The sequence below is a fragment of the Inquilinus limosus MP06 genome (genome assembly GCF_000767795.1).
Classification (GTDB): Bacteria; Pseudomonadota; Alphaproteobacteria; order DSM-16000; family Inquilinaceae; genus Inquilinus; species Inquilinus limosus_E.
In genome coordinates this window covers 1-23,296 of record NZ_JANX01000007.1, presented here as the reverse complement: position 1 = coordinate 23,296, position 23,296 = coordinate 1, and the positions used below count along the sequence as shown (strand labels likewise).

At 67.9% G+C, this 23,296-nt stretch carries 19 protein-coding genes and 1 pseudogene; 5 read left to right on the top strand and 15 right to left on the bottom strand.

The genetic code is table 11. From position 1 onward, the window contains the following. Positions 1 to 151 precede the first annotated feature (151 nt). Positions 152 to 1,831, top strand: a complete 1,680-nt coding sequence (gene leuA / locus P409_RS01855) for a 2-isopropylmalate synthase (RefSeq protein WP_034831224.1) — start codon at positions 152 to 154, stop codon at positions 1,829 to 1,831. A 455-nt stretch (positions 1,832 to 2,286) separates the two neighbouring features. On the opposite strand, the gene P409_RS01850 is transcribed toward leuA, so the two are convergent. The 4 genes from P409_RS01850 to P409_RS01835 are packed head-to-tail and all read right to left on the bottom strand — an operon-like array spanning position 2,287 to position 8,106. After that, positions 2,287 to 5,043, bottom strand: a complete 2,757-nt coding sequence (locus P409_RS01850; protein ID WP_052119911.1) for a glycoside hydrolase family 2 TIM barrel-domain containing protein — start codon at positions 5,041 to 5,043, stop codon at positions 2,287 to 2,289. Positions 5,044 to 5,100: 57 nt separating this feature from the next. Next, positions 5,101 to 6,387, bottom strand: coding sequence for an ABC transporter substrate-binding protein (locus P409_RS01845; RefSeq protein ID WP_034831223.1), 1,287 nt, complete (start codon positions 6,385 to 6,387; stop codon positions 5,101 to 5,103). A 22-nt stretch (positions 6,388 to 6,409) separates the two neighbouring features. Beyond that, complete coding sequence (locus P409_RS01840; RefSeq protein WP_034831219.1) at positions 6,410 to 7,255, bottom strand: carbohydrate ABC transporter permease; 846 nt, start codon at positions 7,253 to 7,255, stop codon at positions 6,410 to 6,412. After that, positions 7,255 to 8,106, bottom strand: coding sequence for a carbohydrate ABC transporter permease (locus tag P409_RS01835; protein ID WP_202964520.1), 852 nt, complete (start codon positions 8,104 to 8,106; stop codon positions 7,255 to 7,257). Before P409_RS01835 ends, P409_RS01840 begins: the two co-directional genes overlap by 1 nt. Before the next feature lie 279 nt (positions 8,107 to 8,385). On the opposite strand from P409_RS01835, the gene dgoD reads away from it, so the two are divergent. From dgoD to P409_RS01820, 3 genes are read left to right on the top strand one after another with little or no spacing between them, the layout of a single operon-like run. Then, positions 8,386 to 9,558 carry a galactonate dehydratase gene (gene dgoD / locus P409_RS01830; protein WP_034831215.1) on the top strand — a complete coding sequence of 391 codons (1,173 nt, stop codon included), beginning with the start codon at positions 8,386 to 8,388 and terminating at the stop codon, positions 9,556 to 9,558. A 1-nt stretch (position 9,559) separates the two neighbouring features. Continuing rightward, complete coding sequence (locus tag P409_RS01825) at positions 9,560 to 10,336, top strand: SDR family oxidoreductase (protein WP_034831214.1); 777 nt, start codon at positions 9,560 to 9,562, stop codon at positions 10,334 to 10,336. Then, entirely contained in the window at positions 10,329 to 11,063 is a 735-nt protein-coding gene (locus P409_RS01820) for a FadR/GntR family transcriptional regulator (protein ID WP_052119910.1), read from the top strand. Before P409_RS01825 ends, P409_RS01820 begins: the two co-directional genes overlap by 8 nt. A 270-nt stretch (positions 11,064 to 11,333) precedes the next feature. Here P409_RS01820 and P409_RS37685 read toward each other — a convergent pair whose 3' ends face one another. The 4 genes from P409_RS37685 to P409_RS01805 form a co-directional block, all read right to left on the bottom strand. Continuing rightward, positions 11,334 to 11,672, bottom strand: a complete 339-nt coding sequence (locus tag P409_RS37685; protein WP_152613200.1) for a DUF6966 domain-containing protein — start codon at positions 11,670 to 11,672, stop codon at positions 11,334 to 11,336. A 488-nt stretch (positions 11,673 to 12,160) separates the two neighbouring features. Then, positions 12,161 to 14,431, bottom strand: a complete 2,271-nt coding sequence (locus tag P409_RS01815) for a xanthine dehydrogenase family protein molybdopterin-binding subunit (protein ID WP_034831208.1) — start codon at positions 14,429 to 14,431, stop codon at positions 12,161 to 12,163. Further along, positions 14,424 to 15,482, bottom strand: a complete 1,059-nt coding sequence (locus tag P409_RS01810) for an FAD binding domain-containing protein (protein ID WP_034831206.1) — start codon at positions 15,480 to 15,482, stop codon at positions 14,424 to 14,426. Before P409_RS01810 ends, P409_RS01815 begins: the two co-directional genes overlap by 8 nt. After that, the gene (locus tag P409_RS01805) at positions 15,479 to 15,976 is read right to left on the bottom strand and encodes a (2Fe-2S)-binding protein (RefSeq protein ID WP_034831205.1); all 498 of its coding nucleotides are present in this window, start codon (positions 15,974 to 15,976) and stop codon (positions 15,479 to 15,481) included. Before P409_RS01805 ends, P409_RS01810 begins: the two co-directional genes overlap by 4 nt. A gap of 199 nt (positions 15,977 to 16,175) precedes the next feature. Between P409_RS01805 and P409_RS01800 the strand changes: the two genes are divergently transcribed. Continuing rightward, entirely contained in the window at positions 16,176 to 16,769 is a 594-nt protein-coding gene (locus P409_RS01800; RefSeq protein ID WP_034831203.1) for a TetR/AcrR family transcriptional regulator, read from the top strand. Between the two features lie 65 nt (positions 16,770 to 16,834). Here the strand turns inward: P409_RS01800 and P409_RS41375 are convergent, their stop codons facing one another. The 7 genes and pseudogenes from P409_RS41375 to P409_RS40515 form a co-directional block, all read right to left on the bottom strand. After that, positions 16,835 to 17,140, bottom strand: coding sequence for a hypothetical protein (locus P409_RS41375; protein WP_034831201.1), 306 nt, complete (start codon positions 17,138 to 17,140; stop codon positions 16,835 to 16,837). 622 nt (positions 17,141 to 17,762) lie between these two features. Further along, positions 17,763 to 19,385 carry a chaperonin GroEL gene (groL, locus tag P409_RS01790; protein ID WP_034831233.1) on the bottom strand — a complete coding sequence of 541 codons (1,623 nt, stop codon included), beginning with the start codon at positions 19,383 to 19,385 and terminating at the stop codon, positions 17,763 to 17,765. Between the two features lie 38 nt (positions 19,386 to 19,423). Then, a complete protein-coding gene (groES, locus tag P409_RS01785; protein WP_034831198.1) occupies positions 19,424 to 19,735 on the bottom strand; it encodes a co-chaperone GroES in 312 nt (103 codons plus the stop codon). A gap of 347 nt (positions 19,736 to 20,082) precedes the next feature. Then, the gene (locus tag P409_RS01780; protein WP_034831196.1) at positions 20,083 to 20,742 is read right to left on the bottom strand and encodes a DsbA family oxidoreductase; all 660 of its coding nucleotides are present in this window, start codon (positions 20,740 to 20,742) and stop codon (positions 20,083 to 20,085) included. Between the two features lie 212 nt (positions 20,743 to 20,954). Then, the gene (locus tag P409_RS01775) at positions 20,955 to 21,155 is read right to left on the bottom strand and encodes a hypothetical protein (RefSeq protein WP_034831193.1); all 201 of its coding nucleotides are present in this window, start codon (positions 21,153 to 21,155) and stop codon (positions 20,955 to 20,957) included. A gap of 343 nt (positions 21,156 to 21,498) precedes the next feature. Beyond that, positions 21,499 to 21,810, bottom strand: coding sequence for a DUF3574 domain-containing protein (locus P409_RS38625; RefSeq protein ID WP_238578574.1), 312 nt, complete (start codon positions 21,808 to 21,810; stop codon positions 21,499 to 21,501). A gap of 400 nt (positions 21,811 to 22,210) precedes the next feature. Further along, positions 22,211 to 23,230 (bottom strand): annotated as a pseudogene (locus P409_RS40515) (pyridoxal phosphate-dependent decarboxylase family protein); the annotation flags it as partial. Positions 23,231 to 23,296: the final 66 nt, after the last annotated feature.

Here is a 23,296-nt window from a genome sequence, read left to right as displayed (position 1 = left end):
CCGGCCTCTCATGATCGCGATGAGATCTCCCTCGCCCATCCTTGCCCTGCCCGTGCTGCGACTTCGCTGCGGTCGTCGGGATTGACGGCGCCCGGCGGCCGTGACTCCGCCGTCTTCATTCCGTTCGAAGACATACAGGGACATTCGGCAGATGCTGACCCGACCGGACACCAAATACCGCCCCTTCATCGGCCCGGACCTGGCCGACCGGACCTGGCCCTCACGCAGCATCACCGCGGCGCCGCGCTGGTGCTCGACCGATCTGCGCGACGGCAACCAGGCGCTGGTCGACCCGATGGACGGGGAGAGCAAGCGCCGCTTCTACGAGATGCTGCTGCGGCTGGGCTTCAAGGAGATCGAGGTCGCCTTCCCCTCCGCCTCGCAGACGGAGTTCGACTTCGTCCGCGGGCTGATCGAGGAAGACGCGGTCCCGGACGACGTGACGGTCCAGGTCCTGACCCAGGCCCGGGCCGACCTGATCCGCCGCACCTTCGAAGCCCTGGAGGGCGCCGATCGTGCCGTCATCCACCTCTACAACGCCACGGCCCCGGTGTTCCGGCGCGTGGTGTTCGGGCTGGATCGGCCGGAGATCGTGGCGCTCGCGCTCGCCGCCGTGCGGAGCATCCGGGACGAGGCCGAACGCCGGCCGGGAACGGCCTGGGGCTTCGAATACTCGCCGGAGACGTTCTGCTTCACCGAGCCCGAATTCGCGCTGGAGATCTGCGAAGCGGTGCTCGCCGCCTGGGACCCGTCGCCGGAGCGGCCGCTGATCCTGAACCTGCCGGCGACGGTGGAGGTGGCGACGCCGAACGTCTATGCCGATCAGATCGAGTGGTTCTGCCGCCACCTGTCACGCCGGGATTCGGTCACCGTCAGCGTGCATCCGCACAATGATCGGGGCACCGCCGTGGCGGCGGCGGAACTGGCGGTAATGGCCGGCGCCGAGCGGATCGAGGGCTGCCTGTTCGGCAACGGCGAGCGCACCGGCAATGTCGACCTCGTCACCCTGGCTTTGAACCTGTACAGCCAGGGCATCGATCCGGGGCTCGACTTCTCCGACATGCGCGAGGTGGTGCGGATGATCGAGCATTCGAACCGCCTTCCCGTCCATCCGCGTCATCCCTATGCCGGCGACCTCGTCTTCACCGCCTTTTCGGGGTCGCACCAAGACGCGATCCGCAAGGGCTTCGCCGCCCAGACCGCGCGCAACGACGGGATCTGGGAGGTGCCCTACCTGCCGATCGACCCGGCGGATCTCGGCTGCAGCTACGAGGCGGTGATCCGGGTCAACAGCCAGTCCGGCAAGGGGGGCGTCGCCTGGATGCTGGAGCAGGACAAGGGCCTGCGGCTGCCGCGGCCGCTGCAGGTCGATTTCAGCCGCGTGGTGCAGGCCACCGCCGATCGCACCGGACGGGAGCTGACCGCGGCGGATCTCTGGTCCGCTTTCGAGGAGACCTACTGCCTCTCGGGCCCTCAGCGCTTTACCCTGCTCGACTACACCGACGACGGGTCGCACAGGCCCGGGCGGAGCCGCCGGTTTGTCGGCCGGATCGCGATCGACGGGCGAGAGCGCTCGATCAGCGGCAGCGGCAATGGGCTGATCTCTGCCGTGCTGGATGCCCTGCGGGAGGACTGCGGAATTGCAATCGAGATCGTCGACTATCACGAACATGCGCTGAAGCCCGGAGCCGAGGCCCAGGCGGCCGCCTATCTCGAATGCCGCGATGCACGGGGACGGGCGGTGTTCGGCATCGGCATCGACGCGGATGTCGCGACCGCTTCGGTCAAGGCGGTGCTGAGCGCCGCGAATTGCCTGACGAAGCGGGGTTGAGCGGGCCGGGCGGGGCCGGACTGTCCCTCCCGGCCCGCAATCAGACGCCCAACCGCTCGACGTCGAAGATCAACCTGACATTCGGGGAGGATCACTCCGCCGGCGCGACAAGCCTCCCGTCCTATCGCGCGGCTAGGCCGAGGTGCGCCATATCCAGCCCTCGCGCCGGCGCTCTGATACCGGACATCGGCCGGATCAGGGGGATTCCGCCATTCCCGGCTAATCCAAGCACGATGAGGATGCACCGAAACCGGTCATCGCACTCGGCTCTCAAGACGGACGTGGCCGGCTCCGATCGATAGCGCAGTTTGCGAAGGCTCACTTTTGGGGGGCTCGTCGGCCAACCATTGCCGTGTCGACCTGCAGAGGATTCTTTGAGGGCAGATCCACCAGCGTCCGCGTTAACATCTGGAATGCCTGGACTGGCGACAGCCAAGCGCGACCTAGCGATCGCCTCACGCATCGGGAGCCGCACCTCCTCCTCGCGATCGAAGACGAGGCTCTCCGCGCGTCATCAAATCCAACGACCAATCCAGCACCGCCCTTGCACCAGGGGAGGCAAGCTGCCGCTCTCTCTGGTTGCCGGCGAGATGACGGGCCAGCGCATTCCGGATCGCCGAAGCGACCGGACGCTGGTCGAGGTCGGTCGCAAGGTCGATCCCGCTGATGACGAGCCGGCCGCGCCCGATCCGGCACTCCGCCAGAAGCGCGAGGTCTCGATTCGAGTTCCAATCATCGATGACGCGGACGATCGGCGACAGGCCAAGCCCGCGGAGATCGAGCGCAGCGCGACCATGAACGAGCTCCCACCAATGCCAATCGGAAGCCCGGCCGCTCGGGAACGCGCTGAAGATCGGATGGCCTTGATCGATCAGGAGGCCGAGCGTGTGCGGCGGCTGGCGGCGGGTCCAGAGCGTGTTCCAGAAGACGGTCGTGAAGCCGAGGGCGCTGTCCTGCCGGATCGCCTTCGGATCGGGCGACCAGACGATGATTTCGCCCGCCTCGACCCGGCGCAGGATCGCCTCGTCCAGATCCGGAACGATGTCGAGTGGTGCCGGCTCCCCGGCCCTCTCGAAAACCCAGTAGCCCCAGCGGTTGCGGTATTCCGTTCCGTCGAGCTCAAGCAGGAGCTCGTAGCGGTTCTGGGCGAGGCCGCCGGTTTCAATCACGAGATCGCCGATCCGATGGAGATCGCCCGTGGCGAGGCTTCGAGCCCGGATCTCGCCCTGGTCGGCGACCCCGCCGGAGTCGTCGGTCAGCGACCAGCGCAGCACGGCGTCCCCGATATCCACCGGTCCGAACTGCGCGATCTCGACAGCCGCCTTGATCGGCTCGCCCCGCGTCACGACGAAGCGCTCGCTCCTGACCAGCGGCACCACGGGCGCGCAGAACTCGCGGAACGCCGCGGGCGAGACATAGGGCTTCTCGTCCCAGAAGGCGTCGACGACGCCGACCAGCGCCGTGCCCTGGCCGGGGAAGTCCTGCAGGCCGAGCAATTGGATGCCGCCGAAATTCCGGGTCCGGAGCGCGCTCTCGATATCCTCCTTGTAGAGCTTCGCCTGCAGGCTGCCGCTCGCCATCAGGAAATCCCGGGCGAGGTCGAGCATGCCCTTCGCCGCGAGGTCGTCACGGACCCGGATGAAATTCCGCGCCTCGACGACACCCTGGTATTTTCCGATCTCGTCAAGGTTCGGGAAGACGCACCACTGGCCCATCTCATGCGTCACCAGCGGCATGTCGACGGAGTCGCGATAGCCGCTCCAGTCGCTCATCGTCTCCAGCCTATGGGCGTTGAGCCGTCCGGCTAGGCCTTCCCCCCAGCGCTGCGATCGCGGCTCCGGCTTCGAGGCATAGTCCGCCTCGGCGATCGTCGGCCAGCCGGAGCAGCCGGTGTAGAGCCGACGCGGATCGGTTGCGGTCCAATGGGCGACCCAGCGCGACAGGAAGGCGTGCAGCCCCGGCCCGTGCGGCTCGTTGCCGACCGCCATCATCACGAAGGACGGGTGGTTGCCATAGGCGCGGACGATCCGTTCGGATTCCTCGTGGATGAAGCGGTCGAGATTGGGGTCGGAGCCGAGCACGGCCCAGACCGGCGTCTCGACATGGAGCAGCACGCCCATCTCGTCCGCCGCGACGAAGGCCGCCTCGGGCGGGCAGTAGGAGTGGAAGCGCACATGGTTGAGGCCATAGGCCTGCACGGTCGAATAGACCTTGCGCCAGCCGTCGACGTCGCAGGGCGGGTAGCCCGTGAGCGGGAAGATGCAGCAATCGAGCGTGCCGCGCAGGAAGACCGCCCGGCCGTTCAGGCGCAGGCGCCGCCCGTCACGGGTGAAGGAGCGGATGCCGAAATCCGTCTCGTTCCGGTCGACCGGAACGCCGTTGCGCGACCATTCGACATCGAGCCGGTGCACGACCGGCGAGAACTCGTCCCAGAGGCCCGCCGCCTCCGGCAGATCGACATCGATCGAGACCGGCGTGAAGCCGCTGCGAATCATGACCGCCCGCTCGATGACGAACGGCTCCGCGACGCCGGCGAGGCGGAATCGCAGGACCAGCCGGTCTCCGGCATCGCGAGTCCAGAAGGTCGGATAGTGAATGTCGGCGTCGAACCCGTCGAGTTCGATGTCGATCCGCGCCCGGCGGGTCGGAGCATGGATGGCGACACGGCTGATCGCGCCGGCCGAGGCCTCGATCCGCAGCGAACCGACGACGCCGTTCCAGTTGGTCTGGGTGTGATCCGTGTTGGAATGGGCGACATTCTCCATGCCCGCATGGGTGATCGCCTCGCCGACGGCCTCGACCCGCTCATTGTCGATCATCAGGACGAGGCGATGCGGGCCGCCCGCGAGCTTCCCGAGCAGGAAGCGGTGTTCCGTCGACAGGCTGCGATCGCGGCCGATCTTGATGCCGTCGAACCAGACCGTCACCTCGCCATGCGGCCGCTCCAGCACCAGCTGGTGGTAGAGCCCTGCCGCCTCCGCCGCGACCTCGAAGGACCGGCCGTACCAGGCGCGGCCGACATAGGGGTGGCGGCGCGAGAGATGCGCCATGGTGCCGTCCGGGTTGGCCGGCGCCTTCCGTGCCTCGTCGACGCTGCCGGGAAGTGCGATCGTGTCGTCGAGGTCGCGGCCGAACCACGCCTCTTTCAGGCCGCGATGGTGGGGATCGAGCGCGAAGGACCAAGTCCCGGCGAGAGATGTCGCGAACAGCATTGTCACTCCGGATGATCATGAAAAAGGAGCCGGGCGGCCGGCCCGGCTCTCTCAACCTCACATCTTCGCCTTGATCTCGGCCTCGGCCTGCGCCAGCGCCTCGTCGATCGGCTTGCCGCTCGTCACCACGGCGTTCACCGCCGTCTCCACCGCCAGATAGGCGATGGAATCGAGCGGGTTGGTGGTCTGCGGCACCATCTCGGCCTGCACCTTGGCGAAGATCTCGTTGGTGTTCTCGCCCCCGTAATAGGGGTCCTGGAAATTGATCCAGGCCGCCTTCCCGGCCGATATGTAGGCCGGGTAGAGATCGCCTTTCTCATATTGCAGCTTCAGGCTGGTGTCGTTCATGGCGATCCATTTGACGAGCGCCCAGGCCGCTTCCTTGTTCTCGCTGGTCTCGAGGATGCCCAGGAAGTCACCGCCCCAATTGAAGGCCGAGACGCCGTTCTCCGCCGGCGCCGGCACCACGCCCCATTTGCCGGCATCGCCCGGCGCATAGGCGCTCTTCAAGAGCCCGCCGAACCAGTTGCCGATGACGACGGTCGCGATCTGCCCGCGGGCGAAGGCGCCCTGCCATTCCGGAGTCCACATGGCGAAGGGCGAGATCAGCCCTGCATCCCGCGCCTTTGCCACCAGCTCGAACGCCTCCTTGAAGACCGGACCGTTCACCAGCAGCTTGCCGTCCTTGTCGAAATAGGAGACGCCGCGCTGCGCAATGTAGGCGAGAACCAGCTCGTTGCCTGTTCCCACCATCCAGCGTTCGTTCGGTTTGACGATCTTCCGGCCCGCCTCGATGAAGGCATTCCAGTCCTTGAGCGTCGCCGCGAGAGCCTGAGGGTCGCCGGGAAGGCCCGCCGCTTCGAACAGGTCACGCCGGTAGAAGAGAGCGCCCGGCCCCGTGTGCTTCGGCAGCGCGAAGATGCGGCCCGTCGCCGGATCCTCGATCTTCGACCAGGCGAACGGCGCGAAATCGGCCTTGAGCGCGCCGGCGTTGAAGGGCGGCTTCGAAAGATCGGCGAATTGCTGCTTCTCGCTCAGCTGCGCGACATTGTTGATCTCGACCATCGCGACATCCGGGCCGGTGCCGGCGAGGAGCGCCGAGAGCAGCTTGTTCAGATAGGCGTTCTTGCCGGAGGGGAAACCCTGGATCCGGACCTTGATGTTCGGATAGGCCTTGTTGAATTCCGGCAGCAGCGACGACAATGTCCGGTCGTTGTGCGGCCAGGTCCAAAGGCTGACGGCGCCCGAGATCCCGGTGTCCGGCGTCTCCTGCGCCACCGCAGTCCCCAGGCTTGCGGCGAGGCCGAGCACCGTCGCCGCCATGAAATTCCAGTATTTCTTCATGTCGGGTCCTCCCTTCGATCGCTCATGACTTCACGGCGCCGCCCGTCAGGCCGCTGATGAACTGCCGGCTCAGAAAGCCGAAGAGCATGAAGACCGGCACGAGGCCAATCAGGGTGGCGAGCATCACGGCCGGAAGGTCGGCGAAATAGGTCGAGTTCAGCGAGGTGAGCGCGAGCGGCACCGTGAACTTCGCCTGGTCGGTCAGGATGACGAGCGGCAGCTGGAAATCGTTCCAGGTGCTGATCAGCGTCCAGACGCCGAGCGCGGCGAGGCCGGGCCTGATGATCGGCAGCACGATCCGGAAGAAGGCCGAGAAGGCGCCGGCGCCATCGACCTCCGATGCCTCGTAGAGCTCGTGCGGCACGGTGCCGGAGATGTAGGTGTACATCCAGATCACGCCGAAACCCGAGGCGAGCGCCGGCACGATCAACGGCCAGAATGTGTCGAGCCACCCGAACCAGTTCATCTCGAGGAAGAACGGGATCAGCGCCAGCGATGGCGGGAAGAACAGCGTCGCGAAGGCCAGCAGCAGCAGCGGCCCGTGGCCTCTCGCGCGACGGTAGCGGGCGAAGCCGTAGCCGGCGAGGGCGCTGACCAGGACGAGGCCGATCGTCTTCGGCACGGCGACGATCAGGCTGTTCACGAGCGGCGCCAGCGGCTCGTAGACCGCCTGGATGCGGGCGAAATTGTCGAGGAGGGCATCGCCGAAGAAGACCGGCGGCGGGAACTGGAACACCTCCTCCAGCCGCCGCGTCGCCATCACCGCGGTCCAGTAGAGCGGCAGGATGAAGACCAGGGAGAAAAGGCCGAGGCCGATGGTGATCAGGATGTTGGCGCGCCGCTCGCGCTTGGCGAAGAAGCCGGCCATCACGCCGTCCCCGCGGTGATCCGCCCGAGCAGGCGGTGATAGACGACCGTCAGCAGCGTGATCACGGCGAAGATGTACCAGGAGACCGCCGCACCGAGCCCGAAATCGAAATTGGTGAAGGCGGTTGCGTAGAGATACATGCCGAGCGTCGTTGAAGCATTGTCCGTGCCGCCCGTGCCCGCGGTGAGCACATAGGGCTCGTCGAAGATCTGCAGCCCGCCCAGGGTGGCGTTGGTGATCGAGAAGCCGAGCGTCGGCAGCATCAACGGCGCCGTCACCCGCAGGAAGACCTGCATCCGGCTGGCGCCGTCGATCCGCGCCGCCTCGGTGAGGTCGCGTGAGATCGACTGCAGCCCCGACAGGAAGATCAGGAAATGCCAGCCGGTCCAGCGCCAGACGACGAGGAGGATGACGAGCGGCTTGATCCACGTCTCCGAGCCGAGCCAGTCGAAATAGAAGGGCTCGCCCGTCACCGCGCCGACCAGCGTGTTCACGATGCCGCCATTCGACGAGAACATCACGCGGAGGATGATCGCCGAGATCGCGGGCGCGACCAGCAGCGGGAACAGGAAGACAACGCGGAAATACTGCCGGCCGGCGACCACGAATTCGTTGACCAGGACGGCGAGGCCGAAGGCCAGCGCCACCGTCGCCGTTGCTGAGGCGATCCAGACGACGAAGGTGTTCCAGATCGCCTGGCGGAACACCGGATCGGCGAGGGCACGCAGATAATTGTCTAGGCCGACGAATTTCGGCGTGCCGAAGCCATCCCAGCGGTTGAAGCCGAGATAGAGCGAGAACAGGACCGGGAAGAGGCTGAAGACAGTAAAAATGGCGAAGAACGGCGCCACGGTCGCATAGAAGGCGCGATCCCGACGGGACCGGCGTCCGAGTGACGGAACCGCTGAGGCGCTGCCAAGCCGCATTCCTCCCTGCCTCCTTTTATCAGACTGTTTCTTATTAAACATCCGATATTTGATCGAGGGTCAAGCCCCTTATCGGGACCTTCGGGATAGGCATAACTCCCGGAATGCACAGCTAAACCAACATAGACCCGGCTTCCCTCGCCGACTTGACGTTCGCGCTTCGCACATTCATAACATAAATAAATCAGACAAGGAGAGAGTCCGGTGAAGATCACCGCCATCCGGACACGTATCGTCAACGCCGAGATGCGGAACTGGGTCTTCGTGAAGGTGGAGACCGACCAGCCGGGCCTCCATGGCTGGGGCGAAGCGACGCTCGAATGGAAGACCCGGGCGGTGGTCGGCGCGATCGACGATCTCGCGCCGCTGATCATCGGCCGCGACCCGCGCGACATCGAGCAGGCGGTGCGCGCCATGAAGAAACAGTCCTTCTGGCGGCTGGGCGCCGTGGCGATGACGGCGATCTCCGGCATCGAGATCGCGCTTTGGGACATCCTCGGCAAGGCGCTCGGCGTGCCGGTCTGGCGCCTGCTCGGCGGCAAGGTGCGCGACAAGGTCGGGGTCTACACGCATCTCGGCCTCGGCGACATGCGCGCCGTCTATGAGACGCTGGAGGTCGACCCGCTGGTCGAGCGTGCCCGCGCCGTGGTGGAAAGCGGCTATCGCGCCTTCAAGGCCGTGTTCATCCCCTACACGCATTTCCATGCGCCGCTGCCCGAGATCGACAAGGTGGCGCGCCTGATGGATGCGCTCCGGTCCGCCGTGGGGCCGGAGGTCGAGATCATGGTCGACTTCCACGGCCGTCCGGCATCGGTCGGCGCGGCGCTCGCCTATATCGACGCGCTCGCGCCCGGCCGGCCGATGTTCGTCGAGGAACCGCTACCGCCCGGCGACACGGCAGGCCTGACGGCCATCGCCGCCCGGACATCCGTGCCGGTCGCGACGGGCGAGCGCCTGGTCGAACGGGCCGAGTTCACCGACCTCGTCACCAGCCGGGCGGTCAGCGTGATCCAGCCCGACATCTGCCATTGCGGCGGCCTCCTGGAAGCGAAGAAGATCGCGGCGATCGCCGATACGTTCGGGATCGGTGTCGCACCGCACAATCCGCTGGGGCCGATCGCCGGCGTCGCGGCGCTGCATTTCGCCGTGTCGACGCCCAATCATGTCATCCAGGAGGAGATGGTCGGCGCCGTGCCCTGGTATTTTGACGTCGTGAAGGGTCCGATCCGGATGATCGACGGCTTCTGGCAGGTGCCGGACGCGCCCGGCCTGGGGATCGAGGTCGACGAAGCCGAATGCGCACGCCATCCTTTCGCGCAGGAGGTCATTCATACGCAGCACGCCGTCCTCGCCGATGGCACCATCGTGGATTGGTGATATGGCGGAGCGGCTCAAGGACAAGGTTGCGATCGTCACCGGCGCCGGCCGCGGCATCGGCGCGGCCATCGCCGAGCGCTTCGCCGCCGAAGGCGCTGCCGTGATCATTGCCGAGCGCGATGCCGAAACAGGTACGGCCGTGGCGGACAAGCTTCGCGGCGCCGGCAGCAAGGCCCTCTTCGTCAAGACCGACGTGACCGGCGAGGCCTCGGTCGAGGGCGCAGCCCGGACAGCGCTCTCCGCCTTCGGCCGGGTCGACGTCCTCGTCAACAACGCCGGCATCAACGTCTTCCACCTCCCGCACGAGACCAGCGACGAGGAATGGCGGCGCTGCTTCGCGGTCGACCTCGACGGCGTCTGGCGGATGACGAAGGCGGTCCTCCCGGCGATGCGAGCGGCGCGGTCGGGCGCGATCGTCAACATCGCGTCCTCCCACGCCTTCACCATCATCCCCGGCAGCTTTCCCTATCCGGTCGCGAAGCATGGGCTCCTGGGCCTCACCCGGGCCCTCGGCGTCGAATATGCGTCGGAGGGGCTGCGCGTGAACGCGATCGCGCCCGGCTACATCGAGACCCAGCTTGCGATCGACCACTGGAACACCTTTTCCGACCCGGAGGCCGAGCGCCGGCGCGTCTGCGAGCTCCATCCGCCGAAGCGGATCGGCAAGCCGGAGGAGGTCGCGATGACGGCGGTCTTCCTCGCCTCCGACGAGGCGCCCTTCATCAACGCCGCCTGCATCGTGATCGATGGCGGCCGCTCGGTGCTCTATCATGACTGACACCGCCCCCGAGACGGGAGGGCGGGTGCTCTCCAAGCCGCGCATCCACGGCCAGGTGGTGCGCGCGATCGCGACCCGCATCCTGTCGGGCGAGTTCAAGCCGGGTTCGTTGCTGCCCTCCGAGACCGAGCTCTGCGACACCCTGAAGATCAGCCGCAGCGCGCTGCGCGAGGCGATCCGCGTCCTCTCCGCCAAGGGTCTCGTCCGCACGCGTCCCCGTGTCGGAACCCTGGTGCGCGATCTCGAGGATTGGAGCCTGCTCGACCCGGACATGCTGGAATGGTCGATGGCCAGCGCGCCGAGCCCGGAATTCGTCCGCAGCCTGCTCGAGGCCCGTCGGGTGATCGAGCCTGCCGCAGCCCGCCTCGCCGCGGCCCGCGCTTCGGCCATGGATGTCGCGGAGCTGGAGGCCGCTTATGAGCGCATGGAGAGGGCAATGCCGGACAACATTGTCGCCTTCAACGAGGCCGATATCGACTTCCATCGTGGCCTTCTACGGGCGAGCCACAATCTGGTCTTCCAACAGATGTGGACGACGATCAGCGCCGCCCTCGGCTATTCCTTCCGCATCTCGACGGGCCAGGCCCGCTCCCCGGCTCACTCGCTCCCCTATCACCGCGAAGTTGTCGAGCGCATCCGGCTTCGCGATCCCGAAGGTGCCCATTCCTCGATGTCCCGCCTCCTCGATATCGCCGCCATCGATCTCGCACTCGTCATCGGCGCTTAAGGTTCTCGCCGGGCGGCCCCACCATGCTTCGCCATTCACGAAGGCATGCAATCCCGATGGCGAGCCTTACTTCCATCCGGGCCAGGCAGGAGGGCGCCAGGTGCGGTCATCGAATTAGGGTCCCGGCAGCGGACATCGACCGAACGAGGCAGATTCAGCCGCCTTCCGGCGGACTCGGCCCAATCAGGACGCCCGAAAGCAGCCGTCTCAACCGGCATCTCGAAGCAGACGTCCACGAGACTGCGGCAGTTGCTGCTGAGCCCACACTGCTCATCCGAGCTCGCGTCTCAACCGGCTCGCGAGGTTCCACGCCTTCGACCGCAGCGCAACGAGTCGGTTATTCTCCGTCAGTAGGAGCTTCCCGCTGCGATGCAGCACAACATCATTCAGCGATCCCATGCCACCGAATAAGCTTAGAAATCGCTCGAGCCCATAAGCGTCCGATCTCGATACACAATCTGCGGCTCGAGCGACCTTGATCGACCAAAATTCGTCGCCATGCTGCTCGAGGAATCGTTCCAACTCGCGCATCGCATCGAGCAGGGCTTGAACGTCGGGATGAAGTTTCATGATTTCAGTACAGTAACTCAGTACCCGCAGGCGGCCCATCTCCTAGCAACCCGCGCCAGTTGAAGGGCGCCACGACCGGCCGCGACACCAGCTTCTCCGAAGCAGACGAAAGAGGCTCGGGGGAGATAAGATCCGACCCGAAACGTGGTGGGGAGAGCCTCGGGTCGGACCGGATGACGCTGAGAGCATGACATCCGAGGACATCTAGCACTCGTTGTGGGCAGGTGGTCGATCCCCGATTTTGAGGGGATCGCGCTCTCCTCGAGGCCCTGCCAGACGAACTCCTTCCTCTACCGGCCAGGGAGGCCCGGATGCGCCATTTCCGGCCATCGACGCGGCTCCCCTGGACCGGACACCTACCGCGTTGTCTGAAACGGCCCTTCCCCGCTGGCCGAGAGCCCTCTCGGGCTCCCGGAACCGGTCATAGCATCAGGCTCCCGCACCCCACGCGCCAGCCAACACAGCGGCCGGGAGGCGCGCAGCCCGAAAGTCGAAGATGGCGAACGAGATTGAGGGGCGAACCCGCCTTATCGGCGAGCGCCCTCACCGAGGAGGTCGCGCAGCCTGATCGGGAAACGACGAACGCGCGTCCCCGTCGCGTGCCAGAGTGCATTTGCCACGGCCCCGGCGCTGCCGGTGATGCCGATTTCCCCGACGCCCTTAATGCCCAGGGCGTTCACATGGGGATCGTGCTCGTCGATCATCAGCACATCGATCGACGGCACGTCGGCATTGACCGGGACATGGTACTCGGCGAGATCGGCATTCATGATGCGGCCGGATCGCCGATCCACCACCGCCTCCTCATGCAAGGCGAAGGACACCCCCCAGATCATGCCGCCATAGTACTGGCTGCGCACGAGCCGCGGATTGATGACCCGCCCTGCCGCAAAGGCTCCCACGAGGCGGGGGACCCGGATCTGACCGAGATCGGGGTCGACCTTGACCTCGGCGAAGACCGCGCCATGGGCATGCATCGCATAGGCCGACTGCGCCGCCGGGTCCGCGGCGCTCCGGCCTCGGCCCTCGAGCTCGTTCAGCCCGGCACGGGACAGGATGTCGGCATAGCTCTCGCTCCGGCTCTCGTCGTCGCGGCGGACCAGGCGTCCATTCCGCGCGAGCACCCCGGCGTTGCCCGCGCCGAACAGGGGCGACCGCTCATCGCCCGTCGCCAGGTCGGCGAGCCTGGCGATGACGTCGGCGCCGGCGCTGTGGATCGCCATCCCGGCCGTGGCGGTGTGGGCCGATCCTCCGGCGATGCCGGCATCCGGGAGATCGGATGAACCGGCCTTGAACTCCACCCGGTCGAGATCGAGCCCGAGGCCGTCGGCTGCGATCTGGGCCAACGCGGTCCAGGCCCCCTGCCCCATGTCGTGCGCGCCGGACTCCACCACGGCGGTGCCGTCGCGCCGCAGCACCGCGCGAGCCTCGGCCTGGAACATCAGCGCCGGGAAGGTCGCGGTGCCCATGCCCCAGCCGACGAGGAAGCCGGCCTCGTCCCGCATCTGTTGCGGCGCGAGCGGCCGTCCCGACCAGCCGAAGCGCGCAGCGCCCTCCGCATAGCATTCGCGCAGGGCCTTGGAAGAGAACGGCTTGCCGGAGATCGGCTCGACCTCGGCGTAGTTCTTAAGCCGAAAGGCCAGAGGGTCCATCCCGCAGGCCCAGGCGGCCTCGTCGATCGCGCTCTCCAGCGCGATCGAGCCCGTGGCCTCCCCGGGCGCCCGCATGAACAAGGGCGTGCCGGTGTCAACGCGGACCGCCTCGTGGGAGGTGGCGATGGCCGCGCTGGCGTAGAGCGTGTGCGAGGCGTCGGCCGCCGGCTCGAAGAAGTCGTCGAAGCTGCTCGATGTCACCTTGGCGTGGTGAGCCAGGGCGGTGATACGGCCCTCGCCGTCGAGGCCGATCCGGAGCGTCTGGCGGGAGGGCGCGCGATGGCCGACCGGCCCGTACATCTGCTCGCGGCGGAGCACCAGCTTGACCGGACGGCCGACCAGCCAGGCCGCCAGGATACCGAGGATCTGTGGCCCGGAGACCAGGCCCTTGGAGCCGAAGCCGCCGCCGAGGAACGGGCTGCGGATGTGGATCTTCTCGGGCGGGATGCCGAACAGTCCGGCGATCCGCCCCTGGGCCATCGCCATCCCCTGGCTCGGCGTGTCGATCGACAGCGCATCGCCGTCCCAGGCGGCGACGATGGCGTGAGGCTCCATCGCATTGTGGTACTGGCTGGGGGTCTCGTAGGTCGCCTCGACGCGGCCGGGCGAGCCGTCGAGGGCAGCCTCGACCTCGCCCCGCTGCACCTGTGCCGGATTGCCGACGCCGACGGCCGGGGGCACGAAGCTCTCGCCCGCGTCGAGTCCGACCCGCGCCGGCAGGACCTCGTATGTCGGCGACAGCAGCGCGGCCCCCTCCGTCGCCGCCTCCAGCGTCTCGGCGATGACCACCGCGATCGGCTGGTTGGCGTAGCGCACGAGGTCGTTCTGCAGGACGTCGATCCGGAACATGAACGGGTTCGACTTCTCGTCCGGATCCATCGCCAGCGGCGGCCGGTTGCCGGGCGTCATGACCTCGATCACGCCGGGATGGGCCTTGGCCGCATCGACGTCGAGGGCGGTCACCCGGCCGCGGGCGATGCTGCTGACCGCCAGGACCGCATACAGCATTCCTGCCGGGCGGTTGTCCGCAGCGTAGCGGGCCTTCCCGGTGACCTTCAGGATGCCGTCGCGCCGCGTCAGCGGCTGGCCGATGCTGGAGCCGTGGCGCGCATGGGCGGGGGCGGCTGTGAGGCGGATCTCAGGCATCGCGAAGCGCTCCGGGAGCAGAGGAGAACGGAGAGGCCGGAAGGGCGGGAAGCCGCTCGGGCGTGCCGGCCGCCGCGAGCGTCAGGATGCGCACGAGAGCCCGGCGCGCCAGCTCGATCTTGTAGGCGTTGTCCCCGGACGGCCGGGCATCGGCCAGGGCCGCCTGCGCGGCCTGCCGGAAGGCCTCGGGGTCGGGACTCGCGCCGGCGAGAACGGCTTCCGCCGACCGCGTGCGCCACGGCTTGGCGGCCACCCCGCCGAGGGCCAGCCGGGCCTCGCGGATCGTGCCGTCCTCGATGCGGAGCGCCGCCGCAGCCGAGACCACGGCAAAGGCGTAGGAGATGCGTTCGCGCACCTTGAGGTAGCGGGCATGGCTGGAGAAGCCGGCGGACGCGGCCGGCAGGCGGACGGCGACGATCAGGTCGCCCGGCTCCAGCGCGGTCTCGCGCTCGGGCGTCGCACCCGGCAGCCGGTGGAGGTCCTCGACGGCGATCTCGCGCCGGCCGCCCCTGCCCTCGACCTCTGCCACGGCATCCAGCGCGACCAGCGGCACGCAGAAGTCGGACGGGTGGGTGGCGATGCAGCCGTCGCTCCAGCCGAGCACCGCGTGGAGCCGGTTCTCCCCGCCGCGGGCATCGCAGCCCGCGCCCGGCTCGCGCCGGTTGCAGGCGCTGGCGGTGTCATAGAAATACGCGCAACGCGTCCGCTGCAGCAGGTTGCCGCCGACCGTCGCAGCGTTGCGGAGTTGCGCCGAGGCGCCGGACAGCAGCGCCTCCGCCACCGCCGGATAAGTCCGGGCGAAGCCCGGGTCGTGAGCGAGGTCGGCATTGCGGACCAGGGCACCGATGCGGAGCCCCCCGTCCGGCAGGGCTTCGATGCCGTCGAGTCCCGGCAGCCGCGTGATGTCGACGAGACGGTCGGGGCGGGAGACGCCGCCCTTCATCAGGTCGAGCAGGTTCGTGCCGGCCGCCAGATAAGCGGCCCCCGGCTCGGCCGCGGCCACGACCGCGTCGGAGATCGTGGCCGGCCTGACGTAATCGAAGATCCTCATGCGGCGTCCCTCCGGCCGGTCTCGGCCAGCTTTCTCTGTGCCTCCAGCACCGCCTCCGTGATCCCGGCATAGGCCGCACATCGGCAGAGATTGCCGCTCATGCCTTCTCGGATGCGTTCCGGATCGTCGCCGGCCTGGCCTTCCCGGATCAGGCCGATGGCGCTCATGATCTGGCCCGGGGTGCAGAACCCGCACTGGAAGCCGTCATGGGCGATGAAGGCGGCCTGGACCGGATGAAGCTCGTCGCCGCGGGCGACGCCTTCGATCGTGAGGATGTCGGCGCCGTAGTGGCTGACGGCGAGCGCCAGGCACGAATTGATGCGGCGGCCGTCGACCAGCACCGTGCAGGCGCCGCACTGGCCGCGGTCGCACCCCTTCTTCGTGCCGGTCAGGTCGAGGCGTTCGCGCAGAAGATCGAGGATGGTGACCCGTGGATCATCCAGCTCGATGTCATGCCGCACTCCGTTCACGGTGAGGCTGATCGAGAAACTCATGCAGGACTCCGATCGGTGATATCGTCGAAGGCATGGCGGCCGCACGAGACGCGCGGCAGGACCGGGACGGCCGGATTTGCGTGCTATGAACACACCAGGCGCCCGCCTTGGTCGGCAGGGCGTTTCGAAGGTGTCTGTGGAGATACTATACGGAGGCACCCTCCGCTTTTCAAGCGGGATGGGAGCCCGGACGAGGAATATGGAAGAGAGTTCGGCAAAGACCACCCGCAAGCCGCGCGCCGACGCGATCCGCAATCGCGAGCGCGTCCTGGAGGCTGCGAAGGCGGTGTTCAGCGCAGGTGGACCGGATGCCAGCCTCGAAGCCGTCGCGAGGCAGGCCGGGGTCGGCATCGGCACCCTGTACCGGCACTTCCCGACCCGTGACGCCCTGTTCGAGGCGGTCTATCGACGCGAGGTGGAGCAACTCGGAGCATTGGCCGAGCAGCTCAAGGGGGAGGCGGCGCCGGTCGAGGCCCTGCGTTCCTGGCTCAGATCCAACGTCGAGTTGGTCGCCACGAAGAAGGGCATGCTGGCAGCGTTGGCGCTTGCCGCGCATGGCCGGCAGGATCTCTACGCCTATACCTTCGACCGCCTAACCAAAGCTGCCGGCACACTGCTGGACCGAGCGGTTTCGGCCGGAGAGGCCCGCCCGGATATCGGCGCCGAGGACCTCCTGCGTGCGCTCGTGGGCATGTGCTACATGCACGATCAGCCTGGCTGGCAGAAGACCGTGCTCAAGCTGCTCGACGTCTTTGTCGATGGGCTTCGCGTGCAGAGCGGGACGCGGCGATGATCTCGGCGCGTCCCGTCGTCGCCATTCCCTATCGGCGCAACCGCGCGGGATCGCGCCATATGCGGTCATCGCGTCGGGACCTCGACACCGGATACCAACCGAACCCGCGGGATCCCGCCGTTTCCGGACGACGAGACCGGACCAGGGCGCCCGAAACCAGCCCTCGCGCGAGCCCGCCGCCGCATCTCGTGCAGCATCGTCAGATGCACGGCGCAGTCGGATTTCAGCGGGCTGGGGTCCAGGCGAAATGCCTGGTCGCGCATTGGAACCAACTCAGCGCGGGTCTGCGCGTCGGCGCTGGAGAACAAGGTGACCTGGTGGCCGAGGTCGACGAGCGCGTCGGACAGATGGGCGACGATCCGTTCCGCCATACAGCCTGGGCGGCACGGCTTCGTAGAGCGGGGCGATCTGGGCGATTTTCATCGTCGTCGGGGCTTTGGAAACGAGTGAATGATGGCATCGGCGAGCGCCGCCACGCGGCCTCGCCGTGCCGGCCGATGACAAACGAGCGTAGCGGCTACAGGGATGTGCCGCTTTCCATCCTGTGCTGCGAAGCCGCGGCCTGTTTTCCCGCGGAGGGTCTCGGGCGCCCCAGCACCGTCCGTGCGGTACGTCGCGGGCGTGCTAAGCGCTCGGGCGGATAGGCTTGTCGCAGGACATCGGAGACGAATGTGTTGGCGAAGTCCGAGGAGGCCTCCGGGTGAGCCAGGCGGAATACCTCCAACGCCTTCTCGCACGCGGTCCACTCGTCCAGCCCGGCTCTGCGGCCGGACCGGTAAGCGGCGAGCACACGTGCACTGATCGAAGAAGCGGAACCGGTCATTCTGGTTCTTCCTGTTTCAGCCCTCGTACTGGAAGCTGCCGATCACGAGCGTCCGCCGGGGATGGCATGGCGCGGCCGCGCCATGCCATCCCGCCCGCATTCGCGACGACAGCTCCCTGTCGCAGGGTTAGGGGGACGGCGAGCCACCTCCCCGTTGCCGCCTTCAGTCGTCAGTAGTCCATGCCTGCGCCGGGTGTCGGGGCGTCCGGCTTCTTCGGCAGCTCGGCCACCATCGCCTCGGTGGTGATCAGGAGCCCGGCGACGGAAGCCGCATCCTGCAGCGCGGTGCGTACGACCTTGGCGGGATCGATGATGCCCTTGGCGTACATGTCGCCGTACTCGCCCGCCTGGGCGTCGAAGCCGAAGGCATGCTCGCTCGACTCCAGCACCTTGCCCACAATCAGGGATCCGTCCTCGCCGGCGTTGAGCGCGATCTGACGCGCCGGCGCCTGCACGGCACGGCGGACGATGTCGATGCCGGTGCGCTGGTCGTCATTGTCCCAGGTCAGGGCGTCCAGCGCCTTGGCCGCGCGCAGCAGGGCGACGCCGCCGCCGGGCAGGATGCCCTCCTCCACCGCCGCCTTGGTGGCGTGCATCGCGTCGTCGACGCGATCCTTGCGCTCCTTCACCTCGACCTCGGTGGCGCCGCCGACACGGATCACCGCGACGCCGCCCGCCAGCTTGGCCAGACGCTCCTGCAGCTTCTCGCGGTCGTAGTCCGAGGTGGTCTCCTCGATCTGCGCCCGGATCTGGTTGCAGCGGCCCTCGATCTGGTCCTTGGCCCCGGCGCCGTCGATGATGGTGGTGTTCTCCTTCTCGATCACCACCCGCTTGGCGCGGCCCAGCATGTCGAGCGTGACGTTCTCCAGCTTGATGCCGAGATCCTCGGAGATCACCTGGCCGGCGGTGAGGACCGCGATGTCCTCGAGCATCGCCTTGCGCCGGTCGCCGAAGCCCGGGGCCTTGACCGCCGCGACCTTCAGGCCGCCGCGCAGCTTGTTGACCACGAGCGTCGCCAGGGCCTCGCCCTCGACATCCTCGGAGATGACGAGCAGCGGCCGGCCGCTCTGCACCACCGCCTCCAGCACCGGCACCAGCGCCTGCAGCGAGGACAGCTTTTTCTCGTGGATCAGGACATAGGCGTCCTCGAGCTCGACCCGCATCCTCTCCGGGTTGGTGACGAAATAGGGCGAGACGTAGCCGCGGTCGAACTGCATGCCCTCGACCACCTCGAGCTCGGTGTCGAGGCTCTTGGCCTCCTCGACCGTGATCACGCCCTCGTTGCCGACCTTCTGCATCGCCTCGGCCAGGAACCGGCCGATCTCGGCGTCGCCATTGGCGGAGATGGTGCCGACCTGGGCGATCTCGTCGTTGCGGGTGATCTTGCGCGCGTTGGTCCGCAGATCGGCGACGACGGCCTCGACCGCCTTGTCGATGCCGCGCTTCAGGTCCATCGGGTTCAGGCCGGCGGCGACGGCCTTGGCGCCTTCCTTGACGATCGCCGAGGCCAGGATGGTCGCGGTGGTGGTGCCGTCACCGGCCAGGTCGTTGGTCTTGGACGCGACCTCGCGCACCATCTGCGCGCCCATGTTCTCGAACTTGTCGGAAAGCTCGATCTCCTTGGCGACCGTCACGCCGTCCTTGGTGATCCGCGGGGCGCCGAACGACTTGTCGATCACGACGTTGCGGCCCTTGGGCCCGAGCGTGACCTTGACCGCGTCGGCCAGGATCTCGACCCCCCGCAGCATCCGCTCCCGCGCGTCGGCGGCGAACTTCACATCCTTGGCAGCCATGCTCATTCCTCCTCGATAAACACGACCACGCTGGCGCCTCAGGCAGCCTGGCGCAGGGCGGCGCCGTCCAGCACGCCCATGATGTCGCTTTCCTTCATGATCAGGATCTCATCCCCGTCGATCTTGACCTCGGTGCCCGACCACTTGCCGAAGAGCACGTGGTCGCCGACCTTCACATCGAGCGGCACGAGCTCGCCGCGCTCATCCCGCGCGCCGGGGCCGACGGCGACCACCTCGCCCTCCTGCGGCTTCTCTTTGGCGGTGTCGGGGATGATGATGCCGCCCTTGGTCTTCTCTTCGCTGGTGAGGCGCCGGACGGCCACGCGATCGTGCAGCGGACGGAACGTCATTGCGGACTCCTGTCTTGCCAATAGCGTAGTGTGAGCACGGGCCGCACCGCTGAAATGCAGGGGTAGCGGGCCCGTCGGATGCCGACATAGGAAGGCTGAAAATCGGCTTCAAGAACCTTCCTCAAAATTTTTGGCACTCTTGGAGAGACAGTGCCAAGCCGCTGAATTTAAAGATAAAAGCAGTCTGCAATTGCGGGGATGGCAATGTGTCACCGCTCCGGCGGGCCGAATCGCGCCAAAAGCGGCCGCCGCGTCGGCGGCCCTATAGCGGACATTGCGTTGGTGCGCAGGTCCCGCCCTATACAATCTGCTCGGAGCATACCCAAGACCGGCCGCCCCAGTGCCGCTTAGCCTTCCGTCGCCGCGATTTGACGCAGGGCCTGTTCGAACACCTCGGCGGGCTGGCCGCCCTCGATCAGGTGGCGCTTGTTGAACACGATCGCGGGCACCGCGCGGATGCCGTGGTCCTGGTAGAACCGCTCCTGGCGGCGCACATCCTCGGCGAACTCGGTGCCCGCCAGGATAGCCGCAGCCCGGTCGGCATCCAGCCCGACCTCGCCGGCGACCCGCGCCAGCACCGCATGCGAGCTGACATCCTCGCCACCAGTGAAATAGGCGGCGAACAGCGCGTGCTTCAGCTCGCGCTGGCGGCCTTCCTGCTCGGCCCAATGCAGCAGGCGATGGGCATCGAAGGTGTTGTAAATGCGGCGGCGCTGGCCGAAGTCGAAGGTGAAGCCCACCGCCGCACCGCGCTGGCGGATGCCCTCCTGGTTCTGCGCGATCTGGGCGGCCGACCCGCCGTATTTGTGGGTTAGGTGTTCGACCACGTCCTCGCCCTCGGGCGCCATCTCCGGGTTCAGCTCGAATGGCTGGAAGTGCAGTTCGACCGCCACCTCACCATCCAGCCGCTGCACCGCCTGTTCCAGCGCGTTGAGGCCGATCGCGCACCAAGGACAGGAGACGTCGGAGACGAAGTCGATCCTGATCGGGGTGGTCTGGGCCGGCATTGCGATCACTTTCCGGATGCGTCGCGCCGCCGCGATCCGCAAGGCGGCGGGGGATTGCCCAGCCAAGAACAAAGAGGGGCCGCGGTCAAGCGGCGGCAGGGATCGCATAGCTCGGATGCGTCGGTGACAGGGACATGGTTCATGCCACCATCGCCCCCGATCTCCGCGCCGGTGACGAAGCTGGACGCTTCCGAGGCCAGGAATGGCATTGCCTACGCCGCCTCGGTGGCGCGGTCCCAGCGTCCCATCGGAATCAGCCCTTCGGCATAGGCGCTGATCGCGGGAGCGGCGGCGGCCGCCGCCGGCGTCTCGATCGGCCCCGGCGTGTAGGGGGAACGCGGGTGCGACCATCGCGCGGCGCCGCATTTTTTGTGATCTACCAGGTCGACCGCGATAGTGCGGATCCTCCGCATCAGTCGCTGTCAGGGCGCATATTCGATGACCGCTTGTGGCGCCCTCTGGCCTGGCCGAGCCGGCAGAGAAGGTCGCTTCTGGCCATTTGATCGGGGTGTGGGCCTATCCCTCTCCGAGCAGATTGGATGACCCACTCACGCGCGCTATGCACACATTGACCGAACCCGCTGGATCCCGGTGCCCTCGTCCGACCGGGCTGGACCAGGGCGCCTGACACCGGCCATCGCAGACGGTTTCCCGAACCGGTCGTGATGGCACGCGACCTGTACCGGCCGCCCGACGCCGCGCCAGCCCGCGATCACCGTTGCCACGCGCCTGCGCATGTCCTCCATGGCGCAGACATCAGAAGTCGACGCATGCCGGGGCCAGGGCCAGCCCGACCGATTGCTGGCGGAACCGGCTCTTATAGGCGGCGCGGATCTCGGCCAGGCGGGCCAGCGTGTCCGGCGCATGCGGCGCCAGGATCAGGACGACGAAGGACGGCTCGCGCACGATAGTCTCGCCGTCGCGCCACTGGCCCGAGGCCTCGAACACGGTCAGCCCGTCCGGGAAACGGGGCGTCACCTCGCGGCCCAGGAAGTCGGACCACTGGGCGTCGGACACGTTGGCCCGGCCTTCGATGCTGCGGCCGAACAGCAGCTCGGCCTGCAGCATCCCGTCGCCGCCGACGGTCCGGCACGACATCGCCGCGGCCGCCTCCTGGCCGCGGGCCGCGGGACCGGCCGGCAAAGCGAGGCACAGTAGGGCGAGGAACAGGGTCTTGCGCATCGCGGAGTCTCCGGTCAGGGGGTGATGAGGGGTTGGACGGCGCGCACGGCGGCGCGGATGATCCGGATCGCCTCGGCCACCCGGTCGGCATGGGCGCGGTGCACGACGATGCACAGCCGCAGCGTGACCCGGCCGCCGATGGTGGTGCCGGACAGGCGCACCCGGCCACCGGCGTTGATGCGGTCGAGCAGCGCCTGGCTGGCCTGGTCGGCCCGCCGCGCGGCGTCAGGGCCCGGCCCGGCCGGCCGCATGCGGAAGGCACGATGCTGAGCGGCGGCTGCCAGGGCAGCTCCAGCGCCGGCTCGTCGAGCAGCTGGCGATACGCGAACCGGGCCAGGTCCAGCTTCTCGTCCAGCGCGTCGCGGAAGGCGCCGACGCCGTGCAGATGCAGCGGCAGCCACATCCGCAGCCCGCGCATGCCGCGCGTCAGCTCCGGCCCCAGATCGGAGAAATCGGGCAGGCCCAGGCCGCCATCCATGCCGGCCAGGTAGGCGGCGTCGGCCTGGTAGGCGGCGGCCAGACGGTGCGGCTCGCGCACCACCAGGGCGCTGGCGCCGAAGGGCAGGAACATCGTCTTGTGCTGGTCGAGGGTGATGGAATCCGCCTGCTCCATGCCGCGCAGCCGGGCCTGGCCGCGCCGGGTCAGGCGGAACATGCCGCCATAGGCGCCGTCGATGTGGAACCACAGCCCCTCGCGCCGGGCGATCGCCGCCATTTCCGGCAGCGGGTCGATCGCGCCGGTGTTGGTGGTGCCGGCGGTGCCGACCACCAGGAAGGGCCGCTTCCCGGCCGCGCGATCATCGGCGATCATGCCGGCCAGCGCGTCCGGGTCGAGGCCCAGCGCCGCGTCGCAGGGCACGATGCGCACCGCCCCCGCCGCCAGCCCGGCCAGCCGCGCCGCCTTCGCCACCGAATGATGCGTCTCGGCACTGACATAGAGCGTGCCGCCGGCCAGGTCGTCGCCCAGCCCGGCATGGCGGGCTGCGATCACGGCGCACAGCGTGGCCATCGACCCGCCGGTCAGCAGCAGGCCGCCGCCGCCCTCCGGCAGGCCGCAGATCCCGGACAGCCAGCGCACCATCCCCTGCTCCAGCGCCACCATCGCCGGGGCGGCAAAGGCATGGCCGACATAGCGGTTGGTGACGCCGCTGTAGAGATCCGCCACGGCCGAGGTGAACAGGCCGCCGCCCGGGATGTAGGCATAGAAGCCGGGGCTGCCCGCCTCATAGGCGTAGGACGAGGCCTGGTCGAGCCGGTCGAGCAGCGGTTGCAGCTCGCCCGGCCCCTCCGGCGGCGGCGCCAGCATCGCCCGGATCAGCTCCGGCGGTACGTCGCCGCCGGGGGCGGCCGGCCGGTGCGGCAGGCTCTCGAC

Coding starts and splice junctions, on each gene's coding strand:
- leuA (WP_034831224.1), top strand. CDS start 152: ATGCTGACCCGACCGGACACCAAATACCGCCCCTTCATCGGCCCGGAC.
- P409_RS01850 (WP_052119911.1), bottom strand. CDS start 5,043: ATGCTGTTCGCGACATCTCTCGCCGGGACTTGGTCCTTCGCGCTCGAT.
- P409_RS01845 (WP_034831223.1), bottom strand. CDS start 6,387: ATGAAGAAATACTGGAATTTCATGGCGGCGACGGTGCTCGGCCTCGCC.
- P409_RS01840 (WP_034831219.1), bottom strand. CDS start 7,255: ATGGCCGGCTTCTTCGCCAAGCGCGAGCGGCGCGCCAACATCCTGATC.
- P409_RS01825 (WP_034831214.1), top strand. CDS start 9,560: ATGGCGGAGCGGCTCAAGGACAAGGTTGCGATCGTCACCGGCGCCGGC.
- P409_RS01820 (WP_052119910.1), top strand. CDS start 10,329: ATGACTGACACCGCCCCCGAGACGGGAGGGCGGGTGCTCTCCAAGCCG.
- P409_RS37685 (WP_152613200.1), bottom strand. CDS start 11,672: ATGGGCCGCCTGCGGGTACTGAGTTACTGTACTGAAATCATGAAACTT.
- P409_RS01815 (WP_034831208.1), bottom strand. CDS start 14,431: ATGCCTGAGATCCGCCTCACAGCCGCCCCCGCCCATGCGCGCCACGGC.
- P409_RS01810 (WP_034831206.1), bottom strand. CDS start 15,482: ATGAGGATCTTCGATTACGTCAGGCCGGCCACGATCTCCGACGCGGTC.
- P409_RS01805 (WP_034831205.1), bottom strand. CDS start 15,976: ATGAGTTTCTCGATCAGCCTCACCGTGAACGGAGTGCGGCATGACATC.
- P409_RS01800 (WP_034831203.1), top strand. CDS start 16,176: ATGGAAGAGAGTTCGGCAAAGACCACCCGCAAGCCGCGCGCCGACGCG.
- P409_RS41375 (WP_034831201.1), bottom strand. CDS start 17,140: ATGGCGGAACGGATCGTCGCCCATCTGTCCGACGCGCTCGTCGACCTC.
- groL (WP_034831233.1), bottom strand. CDS start 19,385: ATGGCTGCCAAGGATGTGAAGTTCGCCGCCGACGCGCGGGAGCGGATG.
- groES (WP_034831198.1), bottom strand. CDS start 19,735: ATGACGTTCCGTCCGCTGCACGATCGCGTGGCCGTCCGGCGCCTCACC.
- P409_RS01780 (WP_034831196.1), bottom strand. CDS start 20,742: ATGCCGGCCCAGACCACCCCGATCAGGATCGACTTCGTCTCCGACGTC.
- P409_RS01775 (WP_034831193.1), bottom strand. CDS start 21,155: ATGCGGAGGATCCGCACTATCGCGGTCGACCTGGTAGATCACAAAAAA.
- P409_RS38625 (WP_238578574.1), bottom strand. CDS start 21,810: ATGCTGCAGGCCGAGCTGCTGTTCGGCCGCAGCATCGAAGGCCGGGCC.